At 38.2% G+C, this 16278-nt stretch carries 10 protein-coding genes; 6 read left to right on the forward strand and 4 right to left on the reverse strand.

Translation table 11 applies throughout. From position 1 onward, the window contains the following. Positions 1–224 precede the first annotated feature (224 nt). The 3 genes from BCR25_RS06375 to BCR25_RS06385 form a co-directional block, all read right to left on the reverse strand. Positions 225–974: a TIGR03915 family putative DNA repair protein gene (locus BCR25_RS06375; protein ID WP_083242602.1), complete on the reverse strand. Its 750-nt coding sequence runs from the start codon at positions 972–974 to the stop codon at positions 225–227. Further along, positions 964–2277, reverse strand: a complete 1314-nt coding sequence (locus BCR25_RS06380) for a putative DNA modification/repair radical SAM protein (protein ID WP_069662788.1) — start codon at positions 2275–2277, stop codon at positions 964–966. The genes BCR25_RS06375 and BCR25_RS06380 overlap by 11 nt, the downstream gene beginning before the upstream one ends. Positions 2278–2433: 156 nt before the next feature. Then, positions 2434–3246, reverse strand: a complete 813-nt coding sequence (locus BCR25_RS06385) for a Cof-type HAD-IIB family hydrolase (protein ID WP_069662789.1) — start codon at positions 3244–3246, stop codon at positions 2434–2436. A gap of 331 nt (positions 3247–3577) precedes the next feature. On the opposite strand from BCR25_RS06385, the gene BCR25_RS06390 reads away from it, so the two are divergent. The 3 genes from BCR25_RS06390 (at position 3578) to BCR25_RS06400 (ending at position 9062) form a co-directional block, all read left to right on the forward strand. Beyond that, the gene (locus BCR25_RS06390; RefSeq protein WP_069662790.1) at positions 3578–5863 is read left to right on the forward strand and encodes a bifunctional metallophosphatase/5'-nucleotidase; all 2286 of its coding nucleotides are present in this window, start codon (positions 3578–3580) and stop codon (positions 5861–5863) included. Positions 5864–6177: 314 nt separating this feature from the next. Continuing rightward, positions 6178–7584 carry an NCS2 family permease gene (locus tag BCR25_RS06395; RefSeq protein WP_069662791.1) on the forward strand — a complete coding sequence of 469 codons (1407 nt, stop codon included), beginning with the start codon at positions 6178–6180 and terminating at the stop codon, positions 7582–7584. 281 nt (positions 7585–7865) lie between these two features. Next, positions 7866–9062 (forward strand): multidrug efflux MFS transporter, encoded by a 1197-nt coding sequence (locus tag BCR25_RS06400; RefSeq protein ID WP_069662792.1) that lies wholly within the window; start codon positions 7866–7868, stop codon positions 9060–9062. 422 nt (positions 9063–9484) lie between these two features. Here BCR25_RS06400 and BCR25_RS06405 read toward each other — a convergent pair whose 3' ends face one another. Then, positions 9485–9676, reverse strand: coding sequence for a YjzD family protein (locus tag BCR25_RS06405; RefSeq protein ID WP_069662793.1), 192 nt, complete (start codon positions 9674–9676; stop codon positions 9485–9487). A 109-nt stretch (positions 9677–9785) separates the two neighbouring features. Here BCR25_RS06405 and dnaE point away from each other — a divergent pair, with 109 nt between their 5' ends. The 3 genes from dnaE to pyk all read left to right on the forward strand — a co-directional run bounded on the left by dnaE (position 9786) and on the right by pyk (position 16097). Next, a complete protein-coding gene (gene dnaE, locus BCR25_RS06410) occupies positions 9786–13118 on the forward strand; it encodes a DNA polymerase III subunit alpha (protein WP_069662794.1) in 3333 nt (1110 codons plus the stop codon). 171 nt (positions 13119–13289) lie between these two features. Further along, a complete protein-coding gene (pfkA, locus tag BCR25_RS06415; RefSeq protein WP_069662795.1) occupies positions 13290–14252 on the forward strand; it encodes a 6-phosphofructokinase in 963 nt (320 codons plus the stop codon). An 87-nt stretch (positions 14253–14339) separates the two neighbouring features. After that, complete coding sequence (gene pyk / locus BCR25_RS06420) at positions 14340–16097, forward strand: pyruvate kinase (protein ID WP_069662796.1); 1758 nt, start codon at positions 14340–14342, stop codon at positions 16095–16097. Positions 16098–16278: the final 181 nt, after the last annotated feature.

Here is a 16278-nt window from a genome sequence, read left to right on the forward strand (position 1 = left end):
TACTAAGCTTCCAAAAGTGAACGATTCCTATAGAAGCAATTCAACTCTTATACTCAGGCTATTTTGGTAAAGGGCCTTTCGTTTCTTTTAAAATCGTCAACCTTTGGCAGCTCGTATTTTAGACACTGATGTGATCAAAACAAAGTAGCGTAGTAGTTTCTACTTCTGCTAGTTAGGTGACTGGACTATGACTCATAGAGTTAAGTCCAGTCACTATTTTTTTCTCATTGAAAATCGATCATATTGCCTCGAAAACGTTTTGGTAAATGTGACAGCTGAACTCGTTCATTTTTTCGTTCATCGATCGTCACAGCTTGAAGAAACGTGCGCCAATTTTGTTGAATGTCTTGTTCAGAATCGTGTGTCTGAAAAGCAGGTGGGTCTGTGTTTTCGATAAAACGAATATGAGACTGCTCAATCATTGCAAGGAGACGGTGTGTTTCATCGTAGATCATGAGTGTTTCATTTGGGTATCTTCGTGCGAAATGTGGGCATAAAAAAGGCAATGAAAAATGCTTTGGTGTAATTTGACTATATAATAATGTACCAATATATTCAAAACGAACAAAGCCGGTAAATAAATGCACTTCACTAAACAGTGCCTGGATTGACTTTTGTAAAGCCAAAATAGCTGGATGACCTAGATGATTCGTTAACAAATCCTTGGAGGTTAGAGCAAGATAAATTGCTTCTAGTAAGCAACGTTCCTTATTTTTCAATGAACAATAAAAACCCTCTACGATAAATTGGACATTTTCCTTTCGTACTCGTTGAACCAGTCGTTCATACATTTTTTTTGCTATTTTTTCGTTGGTATCGATCCATTCACTAAGAAATAGGGTTTCAACAGACGTCTCAGGTGTCAAAATCATCTCAGGAAAACTGTTTTTTTTAAATGCATGATAAACAACTGTTAAAAAACCATAGTAACTGCCGTCGTATTCCCAAACGTCAGTTGTCCTTTCAATATGCATAATGCGCTTCCTTTCTTTTCGTTGCTTCTAAGCGTTCAACGTCAAACAAAGATAATTGTTCATGCTGAGATTGGGTATTGTGTTTTTTTAAAGTATCGTATTGTTTAGAAGAAATCAAAGAAGAGATGATCCACTCTGGCTCTTGAATCAAGCCAGGTTGAACAGCTCCATTGCAACTGACAAAGTATTGAGCACGCTTAACAACAACGCCCAGCTTTTTCAAATCAGATAAGTGCAAATTATAGTATTTACGAGCTTTAACAATGTTTTGGGCGCTTTTTGGTCCGATCCCAGGGATTCGTAGCAATTGCTCATAGGAAGCCGTTTGAACGTCAATAGGGAAATGATCGTAGTTTTGAACTGCCCAATTTGCTTTTGGATCTAAATATAAATTGAAATTTGGTTTTTCCGGCGATAGAATTTCGTCAGCTGAAAAACGATAAAAACGCAAAAGCCAATCTGCCTGATACAATCGATGTTCTCGTAGTAAAGGCGGATCTGTTGTCACAGCAGGTAATAAGGAATCGTGATTTACAGGGATATAGGCTGAATAGTAGACCCGTTTTAGCTCGTATTTCTGATAAAGATTTTCGGCGATTTTTACAATTGAATGATCACTTTCAGGAGAAGCACCGATAATCATTTGAGTGGATTGTCCAGCTGGCACAAACGAACTGCCTTTTCTCAAGGCAGGAACCAGTGATTGCTCTTTTTTCTTTTGAGTGATTTGTTTCATAGGTTTATATAAAGCATAAGGATCTTTGTCTGGTGCTAGAAGCTTAAGGCTTTCTCGTGAGGGTAACTCAACATTGACACTCATTCGATCAGCAAGAAACCCCAATTCTTCAATTAATTTTTCATCGGCTCCAGGAATAGCTTTTACATGGATATATCCTTTGAAGCCTTTCTCATATCGTAAGATCTTCAACGTTTTTATCAGAAGCTCACTTGTATAATCGACATTTTTAATAATAGCTGAACTTAAAAAAAGTCCTTCGATGTAATTTCTCATATAAAAATCCATCGTTAAATCTGCAACTTCTTGTGGTGTAAAGGTGGCGCGTGGGATAGCATTGGACTTGCGGTTGATACAATAATGACAATCGAAAATACAGGCATTCGTAAATAATAGCTTCAGTAAAGAAACGCAGCGTCCATCACTAGTAAAGGAATGGCAGATTCCAGCTTTCGCAGTACTACCAACGGTACCTGAGCGATTATTATCGACAACCCCGCTGCTGGAACAGGAAACATCATATTTCGCTGATTCAGCGAGGATTTCTATTTTTCTAGATAGGTCCATCTTTTTTCCTCTTTTCTATCATTCTTTATCGAACGTATGTTCTTATTTTATCAAGTGGGAAGGTTTTTGTAAAGACAAAAAAACTGGTAATTGCCTACAGCGCAATTACCAGTTTTCTGATCTGTATAACTAAAAATAATTGATCAGCATGATGTATTAACGATCATTTAATCCTAAATAACGTGTTAAATAATCAGCGAGACCATCTTCATCATTTGTCTTATCTGTAATGTCGTTTGAAACAGATTTGATTTGGTCCGTTGCATTTTTCATTGCGACACCCCAACCAACGTAATCAAGCATTTCTTCATCGTTATGCTCATCACCGAAGGCAATGATATCTGAACGTTTAATGTCGAGATAGCTCGCAACTTGTTCGACACCCTTAGCCTTTTGAATTCCTTTAGAAACAATTTCTAAAATTGGCGTTGGACCACCCCAAGTTCTGACATCAACATAGTCGCCGTATTGTTTCATCAAAGAGTCGGAAACATTTTTTGCTTGCTCATGAGATGTACGAACCATCATAGAAGTTGGATCGGTTACTAAATTTTTAGTTGTTAATAAATTGTTCGGTGTCGCTTCAGAAGCGAAAAAGGCAGAATCAAAATAATCTAAAGTATCAATGAAAAAGGTTTCTTTATTTTCAGCTGCAACAAAGTCAAGGTTCAATGCTTGTTTTTGTGCCAGAATATCAAAAACTAAATCTCTTTGAATGCCTGTTTCCTTTTCATCCGCCCATTGCTTTTCAGGTAAATGAACAAGTGCGCCGTTAAAGTTGACCATTGGCGTCGTTAAACCTAATTGACGGTAAAACTGACTACTCATGCGGTAGGGACGGCCTGTGACGATACTAACGTAATGCCCATGATCTATTGCATTTTTTAATGCTTTTTCAGTAGTGGGACTGATAAGTGACTGGTTATTCAAGGTTGTGCCATCTAAATCGATTGCGATTAATTTTTTCAAAATGATTCCTCCATGAAGTTTACTTAAGGACAGTCTAGCATAAAATGGCAGAATAACAAGTTTTCAAGAAAATTTTTGAAAAAAATTAGTATTCATTGGAAGTGACAACTTTTGAGCTGAATAATCGTATTTCTTTATGATTAATATAGAAATAACCGGATAATTTATTGAGAAAATCACCTTGAATATCTGCTATTTCTATCCGATAGAATGGTCTTTAAAGTTCTATAGACAGTCATAGGATTTGAAAGAGGAGATTGACAGGGTGTTCGGAACTTGTTACTCTTAAATTAAGTTTTTTTAAAGACATGTTGGAAGAGAGGATTTAACAATGAAAAAGTGGCAAATCTCCTTATTAACAGTTTTCTTAACTTTTGGAGGTATCAGCGGCGGAGCTGTTTGGGGCAGTGAAGCGGTACAAGCAGAAACAATTAGAGGAACCAATGAGCAACAAAAGGCAACAATAGAAAGGCAAGCAGGAGAATCAGAAGAGTTGATTCCTCTGCAGATTCTAGGAATCAATGATTTTCATGGAGCATTAAATACCACAGGTTCGTTTTACGACGATTTAGGAAATAAGGTAGGAAATGCTGGTACTGCTCCACTTTTAGCTGGTTATTTGAACCAAGCGGAAGAACAGTTTGCGGCTGCAAATAAAGGAGCTCAGACTTTAAGGGTACAGGCCGGTGATATGGTAGGAGCAAGTCCTGCGAGTTCTGGTTTGCTTCAAGATGAACCAACGATCAAAATATTGAACCAGATGGATTTTTCAGTGGGAACTTTGGGAAATCATGAATTTGATGAAGGTTTAGCTGAGTTCAACCGTATCATGACTGGGAAAAATCCTGTCGAAGATCCCTATGGTATTTTAATGGATTATCCAAGAGAAGCGTCTAAAACAGAAATTGTGATCGGAAATGTAGTCAAAAAAGGAACAGAAGAGATTCCATTTAACTGGCAGCCGTATACGATAAAAGAAGTGGGAACAGGCACGAATAAAGTCAAGGTCGGTTTTATTGGGGTCGTAACGACTGAAATACCCAATTTAGTTTTGCGTGAACATTATGAAGCCTATGATTTTTTAGATGAAGCTCAGACTATTGCTTATTATTCTAGTGAATTAAGAAAGCAAGACGTAAATGCAATCGTGGTTTTAGCCCATGTACCTGCAACGAGTAAGGCAGGAAAAGTGGAGGGCGAAGCGCTGGAAATCATCAATGAAGTCAATAAAATTTATCCTGATAACAGTGTAGATGCTTTTTTTGCTGCTCATAATCATCAGTATACGAATGGCGTAGTAAACAACACGAGAGTCGTTCAATCAACTTCACAGGGAAAAGGCTACATTGATCTTCAAGGCGTGTTGGATCCTAAAACGAATGATTTTGTAAAAACACCTGAAGCGAAGGTTTCTGCCGTTGATCCAGCAGGAAAAGAAGTACCAAAAATCGATGAAACTGTCGACAAGCTGGTTAAAGATGCTGAAACCCGAGTCGCTGCTGTAACAAATAGAAAAATCGGCACAGCAAAAGATAGCGCGATGATCACTCGTGAAGTGAATGAATGGAAAGAATCGCCTTTAGGCAACCTGATTACAGATGGACAAGTAGCTATGGCTAAGGCACAGGGGATCGAGGCAGATTTTGCTATGACCAATAATGGCGGAATTCGTGCTGATTTGCTTGTAGGAGAAAACGGCGAAATTACCTGGGGAGCGGCGCAAGCTGTACAACCATTTGGAAATATCATGCAGGTCGTTGAAATGACTGGGGCTCAAATTGAACGAGTATTGAATGAGCAATATGATGAAGAAGAACGGTACTTTTTACAAATTTCTGGTTTAACGTATACATTTACTGAAACAGGTGATCCAAATCAGCCGTATGCAGTGAAAAATATGTATAAAAAAGACGGCACACCACTTCAAGCAGAACAGCCGTATCTTGTGGTCATCAATGACTTTCTTTTTGGAGGAGGAGATGGCTTCGCTGGTTTTACTGAAAGTCGGCTAATCAATGCGATTCAGCCGGATACAGAAACATTTATTGGTTACATCGAAAGTAAGGAAGCCGCTGGAGAGCTGATTGAAGCTACGATTGAAGGACGTAAAAAATTAGCTGATCCAGAAAAACAGCCAGATCCGGATCCAGCGGATAATGATCGGTTAAAAAAAGCAACGATTTTCGATCCTTTATATGAAGATGATGAGCTCTTAAGAGGAGTTACATTACCAAACGCAACGATTGTTTTGTTTGATGGAGAGCGTCCAAAAACACTGGCGAAAACAAGTGACATTCCAGAAGGTGATCTGGTCGGGCAAGCAGATGCACAAGGGATCATCAAAATCAATGTTACATCTTTGAAGCTTCAAGGCAAAGAAAAACTAACCGCTTTAGTGATTGATGAAAATCAACAACGCGCTGAGTTTACTATCTCTATTTTACCGAAAAAGGAAACAGAGACAAGTTTGGTCACTAATAATACTCAAAAGCTGGCTGAGACTTCTGCCAAAAAAGAGTTACCTAAAACAGGTGAACGGTCTGGAACCCTTATTCTGATTATTGGTGGTTTATCCGTTAGCTCAAGTTTCATCTTTTTACTTAAAAGAGTGTTTTAAAACGTTAGTCCATGCTTAACACACAGAAAAGTTGCCTATTAACTTTTCTGTGTGTTTTTATTTATATAAGTAAAACACGAACATTAAAAAGAAAAATCTCTTTTAAAGTTAATAATTTGTTGAAAAAGAAAAAAGATTAACTTATACTTTATAAGTATTCGTCAGGAAACAGGAACAAGCACTTATTTTTACTCAGCTGCTAAAAGGCTGATTTCATTATTTCTCTGACAATATATCGAGTAAAGAGAAAAGTATTTGCTGAAAACAAATGAATAGCGAACACTTGGATCGAGAAAAGGGAGAGACATACGTAAATGGAAAAGTTTTTCAAATTAAAGGAAAACAAAACAAACGTTTCAACTGAAATGATGGCTGGGGTTACAACATTTTTCGCAATGAGTTATATTTTATTTGTGAATCCATCCATTTTATCACAAACAGGAATGCCGTTTCAGGCAGTCTTTTTAGCGACAATCATTGCTTCGATCATCGGAACATTGATTATGGGATTATTTGCTAATGTTCCTTATGCACAAGCCCCTGGAATGGGATTAAACGCTTTTTTCACGTTCACTGTGGTCTTTGGACTAGGCTATACGTGGCAACAGGCTTTAGCTATGGTATTTATTTGCGGGCTGATCAATATATTGATTACGGTCACTAAAATACGTAAGCTGATCATTAAAGCGATTCCTGAAAGTATGCAGCATGCAATTGGCGGAGGGATTGGGATCTTCGTCGCTTATGTAGGGATAAAAAATGCGAAACTTCTTGATTTTACCGTACAAGCTGAACCAAAAAATGGAGCAGTCAATGGTGATAGCATCGTTCCTGCATTAGGGAATTTCAATAATCCTGAAATTATTTTGGCTGTGATCGGTCTTGTTTTGACAACAGTGTTGGTGGTTTTAAATGTCCGCGGCTCTATTTTGATTGGAATCGTTGCGACTACGATCATCGCTATTCCTCTTGGGGTCGTCGATCTTTCGGCAATCAACTGGCAACAAAATTCTTTAGGTAGTTCTTTTGGTGATTTGAAGACAACCTTTGGGGCAGCATTTGGTGCTGAAGGAATGCAGTCCTTATTCAGTGATGCTTCAAAAATTCCTCAAGTATTGATGACTGTTATTGCATTTAGCTTATCAGATACTTTTGATACAATTGGAACGTTTATTGGGACAGGTCGTCGTACAGGAATCTTTTCAAAAGAAGACGAATTGGCTTTGGAAGATAGTAAAGGTTTTTCTACTAAAATGGATAAGGCCCTTTTTGCTGATGCGATCGCTACATCGATCGGTGCTGTATTTGGCACATCCAATACAACGACCTATGTAGAAAGTGCTGCTGGGATTGGTGCCGGCGGACGAACTGGGTTAACTTCTGTTGTGGTAGCTGTTATGTTTGCTTTAAGTAGTTTGCTTTCACCACTGATTGCGATCGTCCCTGCTCAAGCAACAGCACCAGCGTTGATCTTGGTAGGTGTAATGATGTTAGCTTCCTTCAAAGATATTGAATGGACGAATTTAGAAGAAGCTGTTCCAGCATTTTTTGCATCAATTTTCATGGGCTTATGCTATAGCATTTCTTATGGGATCGCAGCTGGTTTTATCTTCTATGCAATTGTGAAAGTAGCAAAAGGCAAATTTAAAGAAGTCTCACCGATTCTATGGATCGTAAATGGGTTGTTCATATTGAACTTTATCATTTTAGCAATTTTATAATTTTTGCAACAAGCCTCAATCATTAGCGTGCAAAAAGATAGAACAGAAATGTTTAGCCCAAAGCCTAAGTTCTTCAATTCCTTAGTGTTTTGATATGTAGAGATGGTGGGGGCGAACTGGCTACTTCTGCCGCCATTGATTATTTATATTTTAAGAGACTGGATTGTAACTCATAGAGTTATCATTCAGTCTCTTATTTTTCCATTTATTGATAATTTTTTGAGAGATTTTGAATTTTGGAGTATAGTAAATAGTGAAGAACTTGTGAGGTGTGCATGAATATGAAAATTGATTGGAAAAAGAACTTGATGGTCGCTTGGTTAGGTTGTTTCTTTACTGGTTCCAGTATCAGTTTGGTCATGCCGTTTATTCCGGTATACGTGGAACAGTTAGGGACGCCGAAAAGTCAAGTCGAGTTGTTTTCGGGTTTGGCAATTTCGGTGACAGCATTTGCTGCGGCTATCGTAGCACCAATTTGGGGCAATTTAGCAGATAGAAAAGGTCGGAAGCTTATGATGATTCGAGCGGCTGCAGGGATGACCTTTACAATGGGTGCTTTAGCGTTTGTACCAAATGTATATTGGCTTTTGATTATGCGTTTTTTTAATGGGATTTTATCTGGTTATATACCAAATGCGACGGCGATGATCGCATCGCAGGCTCCTAGAGAAAAAAGTGGCTGGGCATTAGGGACGCTATCAACAGGAGCGGTTGCAGGAACATTGATCGGCCCTTCATTTGGTGGGGCATTGGCGCAATGGTTCGGGATGGAAAATGTATTTATCATTACTGGAATCGTTTTGCTGATCACGACTTTGTTGACAGTATTTATGGTTAAAGAAGACTTTAAACCGATAGAGAAAAAAGATTTGCTGAGCACAAAAGAAATATTTTCAAAAATGGATCATGTTTCTATCTTGATCGGTTTATTCGTTACTACCTTGATTTTACAAATTGGGGTAACAAGTATTAGTCCGATTCTAACATTATATATTCGCTCTTTGAGCAGTGACACAGGGAATATATTATTTGTTAGTGGGTTGATCGTATCAGTTGCAGGTGTTTCGGCTGTGATTTCTTCACCAATTTTAGGGAAATTAGGGGATAAAATCGGCAATCATAAAGTTTTATTAGCAGGATTGGTTTTGTCATTACTTTGCTATATACCGATGGCGTTTGTTAATACTCCTTTTCAATTAGGACTCTTACGTTTTATTTTAGGCTTTTCAACAGGTGCCTTAATGCCGTCAATCAACACATTGATCAGTAAAATCACACCAACAGAAGGTGTAAGTCGTATTTACAGTTACAATCAGATGTTTAGTAATTTTGGTCAAGTTCTCGGCCCGATGATTGGCTCTACGGTAGCGCATGGTATGGGCTATAGTTCCGTATTTATTGTGACAGCTTGTTTTGTTTTCGGGAATATCTGCCTCTCTCTGTTTAATTTCCGGAAAATTTTGACGAAACGGTTATAATAAGTCGAGACACAAGACATTTAAAGCTATATAATAGGTAAAATCTATAACGAACGGTTTAGATTTTGTCTATTTTTTTCTGGTTTTAGGACAGTATAGAATTTGCTTAAATAAAAAATTGATAGAAGAGAAATGAGTGCCTAAAAGTTTAAGCATCACACAAAGAAGGCTAAGAAAATAGACGACAACAGCAGCTAAGCAGTGTATAATTAGTTTATACAAGTAATGATTATTCAGCAGTTTAATTTAGAGGCGAAAAAATGGAATGCACAAGCAGTCAAAACATTGAATAAGCCAAAATAAAAAGGAAAAGCTGGTTGAGTTAGCTTTTCCTCTTACTATTTGCTTAAGTTTCCTAATTAAGACCACGTTTTTGTAGTAACTAGTCTTTTTTATGTTTTTCTCAATGGTAGAGAACGTGATTATTGCACTTGTTTTGTCGTTTCTTTTTTTGGTACGGCAAATTGTCCGATCAATAGAATAACAAAACCACAAATCAATGATATAATTGTTGTTAGCATAAAATCATAAGTTCCGTTTGTTAAGGCTCCGCCGATATAACCAACGACTTGCCCCAGAATAAAAGACCACAACAATACAAGAATGTAACGCATGGCTCACACCTCTTTTCTAGCTTTTAGTTTAGCACAATTTTTCTAAATGTAAAGAATTTGAAAGGCACAATTTTAAGTTGAAAAGATGTGATAAGAAAGGAGATGCCCAATGCTCTTTCCACAATTATATACAATTACATCGTATTCGTTACTTTCTAGTACAATACGAATTTCAGAATTTGTTCAACAAGCTAAAAAAATGGGGTACACGACTCTTGGAATCACAGATATCAATGTACTACATGGTGCAATAGAGTTTTTTGAAGCGTGTAAAAAAGAAGCAATCAAACCAGTGATCGGACTGACACTGGAATACACTCCGCAAAAATCTGAACAATCTGCACAGCTTATATTATACGCGAAGGATCTACAAGGGTACCAAAACTTGATGCAGATCTCGACAGCTAAAATGACTGGAGAAAAAGTCTTCTATCTAGAAACGATCAAAGAGTATTTATCTCATTTATTTGCCGTTATGCCTTCAGAGAAAGGAGAAGTTACTGCTGCTTTCAAAAGAGGAGAACAAGAAGGGGCTGCCAGTCTTGCTCAATTAGTGCAGTTATTTGATCCTGACTCTTTTTATGTAGGTGCATCATTGACCAGTAATCCAGAAACTGCTCCGGAACTTTTTGATTTTTATATAAAAGAAAACCAGCCCTTGCTGGCCTTACAGGAAACACGCTATTTACATCGCGAAGATGGTTTTGCACTAAACGTTCTAACACATATTGATGAAGGACAACATATGACGTTAAATGCGGAAGAAACCAAAATTGAAGGCCCGTATTATTTAAGAAATCAGGCAGATGCAGCAAAACAGTTACAAGTAAAAATCGGGGAAGAAGCGGTTCAAAATGCAGAGAAGATTGCTTCGTTATGTTCAGTGGAAATTCCTCTGCATCAACGGTTATTACCACATTATCCGGTTCCTAACGACAAATTAGCAGGTGAATTTTTAAAAGAACTGTGTGTGCAAAAATTACCACAAAGAGTACCAGACTGTTCTTCTATTTATGAGGAACGTTTAGCAAAAGAGCTGGACATCATACATACGATGGGCTTTGATGACTATTTTTTGATCGTTTGGGATGTGATGGCGTTTGCCCATGAACGAAAAATCGTAACTGGAGCAGGACGTGGTTCGGCTGCCGGCTCGTTAGTTTCCTATGTTCTATCGATCACGGATGTTGATCCGATCAAATATGATTTACTCTTTGAGCGTTTCTTGAATCCCGAAAGACATTCCATGCCGGATATCGACTTGGATATTCCAGATAACAGACGAGAGGAAGTCTTGCTTTATGTACGTGAAAAATACGGACATGAGCATATGGCCCAAATTGCTACTTTTGGTACGATGGCGGCAAAAATGGTTTTACGCGACGTGGCAAGGGTTTTTGGTCTTTCTCAAAACGAATCGAATCGCTGGTCAAATGCAGTGCCAAATGCTTTAAAAATGACTTTGAAAACTGCGTATGATGAGTCAAAGAAATTGGTTGAATTGGTCAACTCATCGGATACCAACCGCCTGCTTTTTGATACAGCATTGCGCTTGGAAGGATTACCACGACATGTTTCGACGCATGCTGCTGGGGTCGTAATCAGTGATTTGAATTTGTTAGAGCTGGTTCCTTTACAACCAGGAACAAACGATATTTTACTTACACAGTTTACGATGAACGATGTGGAGAAAATCGGACTGCTAAAAATGGATTTTCTTGGTTTAAGAAATTTATCGATCATCGATGATACGATCAGAACAGTGAAGCGTGTCAATCAAAAAGACATCATTCTTAATCAGATTCCTTTGGACGACGAGAAAACATTAGCTCTTTTTAGACGTGGTGAAACAAGTGGTGTGTTTCAATTTGAATCTGCTGGTATACGGAATGTTTTGAGAAAATTAGGCCCAACCAGTATTGAAGACATTGCTGCGGTCAATGCATTATATCGACCAGGTCCGATGCAGAATATCGATTTATTTATTCGTAGAAAAAAAGGCTTGGAGCCGCTCACTTATCCTGATGCTAGCTTGGAACCGATTTTAAAAAATACGTATGGCATTATTGTCTATCAGGAACAAATCATTCAGGTTGCTTCTCAAATGGCTGGCTTTAGTTTAGGGCAAGCGGATATTTTACGCCGTGCTGTCAGTAAAAAGAAAAAGGATGTCTTGGACGAGGAAAGAAAACATTTCGTTGACGGGGCAAAAAATCAAGGGCACGATGAACAATCGGCAAATCTGATTTACGATTATATTGAGCGTTTTGCAAACTATGGGTTCAACCGTTCACATGCATTTGCTTATTCTTTTATTGGCTTTCAAATGGCGTATTTAAAAGTGCATTTTCCTGGTGCATTTTATGCAGCGATTCTTCATTCTGTTCGGCATAATCCAAATAAAATCAAAGAGTATATCAGTGAAGCACGAAAGAATAAGCTAGTGATTTTACAGCCATCGATCAACACTAGTCAGTATAGCTTTTACTTGACCAAGGATAATCAGATCATGTTTGGCTTTAGTTCGCTTAAGGGGATTCGACGGGATTTCATTCAGAACATTTTACAAGAACGGAAAGAACGAGGCCCTTTTCAAACGTTTGATCAATTTTTATTACGTATCGATCGTAAGTGGTTAAAAGCTGAAAATATTCAGCCGTTGATCGCGATTGGCGCTTTCGACGAATTAGAGCCGAATCGTCGACAATTAGCAGTAAGTTTAGATAGCGAAATCCAAAATATCATATATAGCGGAGGCAGTATGAATCTTTTAGAAGATACATTAAAACTAAAAGAGGTCGAAATAGCGGATTATACGCTTGAAGAAAAACTTGAGCAAGAAGAACAATATTTAGGTGTTTATCTGTCAGGACATCCTACGGAAGAGTTTAAAAAGACGAGAATTGCCAAACAAACTCTGCAGATCAGCGATGTTGTAGAAAATCAAGCGGCGCGTTTATTGATTTATGTCAAGGATGTGCGGGTGATCCGAACGAAAAAAGGGGAGCAGATGGCATTTGTTGAAGGGGATGATTTATCTGGTTCATTGTCTTTGACCTTGTTTCCAACTGTCTTTCGATCATTGAGGCAAACCGTTGAACAAAATCAAGTCTATTTTGTAGAAGGAAAAGTAGAAAAAAGTAATTATAATCAGGAACTGCAGCTTTTAGTCAACCGTATCGAAAAAGCTAGTGATATAGAGCAAAGCATTAGTGCAACGACTTGTTATTTAAGAATAACCGAAGAAAAAGATCAGAAAGATATTCTAGCGAGTGTCAATCAGCTGATCCAAAAAAACAAAGGCAATGTTCCTGTAATCATCTATTTTGAAAAAACTGGAAAGAAACTTGTTTTGGGTGAAGAAAACTGGTTAACTGAAACAACAACGGTAAAAGAGCAGTTAGTAGACATTTTAGGAGATGAAAATGTCGTTTTCAAATGATTTACGGTAAAAATTACTAATTGTTTTCATCTTTTTTCAATTTTTTCTTCTTAAATCAAGACATTTTGCACTATTAATGGTAAAATGAGTGACGTAATATTTTTGAGTAATGAATAACTGTGACAAAACCTGTTGCAGCTTAAAAGTATATTATATGAGGTGAAAGAACGAATGAAACGTATCGGTATTTTAACCAGCGGGGGAGACGCCCCAGGAATGAACGCTGCAATTCGTGCAGTGGTACGTAAAGGGATTTATGATGGAATCGAAGTTTATGGGATCAACTACGGTTTTGCAGGTTTGGTGGCTGGAGATATCCGCCGCTTAGATATTGCTGATGTTGGCGATAAAATTCAGCGTGGAGGAACATTCTTATATTCTGCACGTTATCCAGAATTTGCAACAGAAGAAGGTCAGCTAAAAGGAATCGAACAATTGAAAAAATTCGGTATCGAAGGTTTAGTTGTTATTGGTGGTGACGGTTCTTATCATGGAGCGATGGCGTTGACAAAACGCGGTTTCCCTGCTGTAGGAATTCCAGGTACGATTGACAATGATATTCCGGGAACGGATTTCACGATCGGATTTGATACAGCGATCAATACTGTCTTAGAATCGATTGACCGTATTCGTGATACAGCAACATCTCACGTACGTACATTCGTTATTGAAGTAATGGGCCGCGGAGCTGGAGACATTGCTTTATGGTCAGGAGTTGCTGGTGGAGCAGACGAAATCATCATTCCAGAGCACGACTTTGACATGGTTAATGTTGCTAAACGTATTAGAGAAGGCCGTGACCGTGGTAAGAAACACTGCTTAATCATCTTAGCTGAAGGTGTGATGGGCGGTAATGAGTTCGCCGATAAACTTTCTGAACATGGCGATTTCCATACACGTGTGTCAATTTTAGGGCACGTTGTACGTGGAGGTTCACCTAGTGCACGCGACCGTGTATTGGCAAGTAAATTTGGTTCATATGCTGTAGAATTATTGAAGGCAGGAAAAGGCGGTCTATGTATTGGAATGTTGGATAACCAAGTTGTTTCAGCTGATATCGTTGACACTCTTGAAAACCACAAACATAAACCTGACTTATCACTTTATGATTTAAATCAAGAGATTTCTTTTTAAGCAGTTGTCGTAATCATTGAAAAGGAACCTTGAGGAAAATAGATAATCTTCATAGTATAAACAAAATTGGAATAGGAGCGTTTGGTAATGAAAAAAACGAAAATCGTATGTACGATCGGACCAGCTAGTGAAACTGTTGACATGCTAGTAAACTTAATGAATGCAGGGATGAATGTTTGTCGTTTGAACTTCTCACATGGTGATTTCGAAGAACACGGCAACCGTATCAAAAATATTCGTGAGGCTGCAAAAATTACAGGTAAACGTGTAGCAATCTTGCTTGACACAAAAGGTCCAGAAATCCGTACGAACGAAATGGAAAACGGTGCGATCACTTTAAAAACTGGTGATACAATTCGTCTTTCTATGACAGAAGTTTTAGGAACAAACGAAAAATTTTCAATTACTTATCCAGAATTAATTGACGATGTAAATGTTGGCTCTCATATTCTTTTAGATGATGGGTTGATTGATTTAGAAGTAACTGACATCGATCGCGCTGCAAACGAAATCGTTACATTAGTGAAAAACGAAGGCGTATTAAAAAATAAAAAAGGTGTTAACGTACCTGGCGTTTCAGTGAATCTTCCAGGGATCACAGACAAAGATGCCGCTGATATCCGTTTCGGTATCGAACAAGGCGTTGACTTTATCGCTGCCAGCTTCGTGCGTCGTGCAACAGATGTTTTAGAAATTACAAAAATTTTAGAAGAAGAAAATGCAACACACATTCAAATCATTCCTAAAATCGAAAACCAAGAAGGAATCGATAACATCGATGAAATCTTGAAAGTTTCAGATGGTTTGATGGTTGCTCGTGGAGACATGGGTGTTGAGATCCCAACAGAAGATGTTCCTGTTGTACAAAAAGAATTGATCAAAAAATGTAACGCATTAGGTAAGCCTGTTATCACAGCGACACAAATGCTGGATTCTATGCAACGTAATCCTCGCCCAACACGTGCGGAAGCAAATGACGTAGCTAACGCTATCTATGATGGTACGGATGCGGTTATGCTTTCTGGTGAAACAGCTGCTGGGGATTATCCTTTAGAAGCCGTTCAAACGATGGCTCGTATTGCTGTACGTACTGAAGAAGCGTTGGTCAACCAAGATTCATTCGCTTTGAAACTTTACAGCAAAACAGATATGACAGAAGCAATCGGTCAATCTGTTGGTCACACTGCGCGTAACTTAGGGATCCAAACAATCGTTGCTGCGACAGAATCTGGACATACAGCTCGTATGATTTCTAAATACCGTCCAAAAGCACACATCGTTGCGATTACATTCTCTGAGCAAAAAGCTCGCAGCTTATCATTATCTTGGGGTGTTTATGCCACTGTAGCAGAAAAACCATCAAATACTGATGAAATGTTTAGCTTAGCAACGCATGTTTCTCAAGAAGAAGGCTTTGCAAGTGAAGGCGATCTAATCATCATCACTGCGGGTGTTCCAGTTGGAGAAAAAGGTACAACGAACTTAATGAAGATCCAAATGATTGGTTCAAAATTAGTTCAAGGTCAAGGGATTGGCGAAGATTCAGTTATTGCCAAAGCAGTTGTTGCGAATACAGCTGAAGAAGCAGTAGCAAATGCAGTAGAAGGTTCTGTATTGGTTGTTAAAACAACAGATAAAGACTACATGCCTGCTATCGATAAAGCAATTGCTTTGGTTGTTGAAGAAGGCGGCTTAACGTCTCATGCAGCAGTTGTTGCAATTGCAAAAGATATTCCAGTTATTGTTGGTGCTGCTGATGCGACAAACCTTATCAAAAATGACGAATTGATCACAGTTGATCCTCGTCGCGGTATCGTTTATCGTGGAGCAACAACTGCAATCTAAAACAAACTGTATCCTATCAAAATGGAAAATGAATCGTGCAGAATGATTCATTTTCCATTTTTTTTGTGTATGTTGAACAAATTTTCTCTTTTTGTGAACATTTTTTCGAATATGCTTTTAAAGCGATTTCGTACATGGTAGAATGTAAACGTTACTATTAATGATAAATATAGGAGTGATT

This window comes from Enterococcus termitis, assembly GCF_001730305.1.
Classification (GTDB): Bacteria; Bacillota; Bacilli; order Lactobacillales; family Enterococcaceae; genus Enterococcus_L; species Enterococcus_L termitis.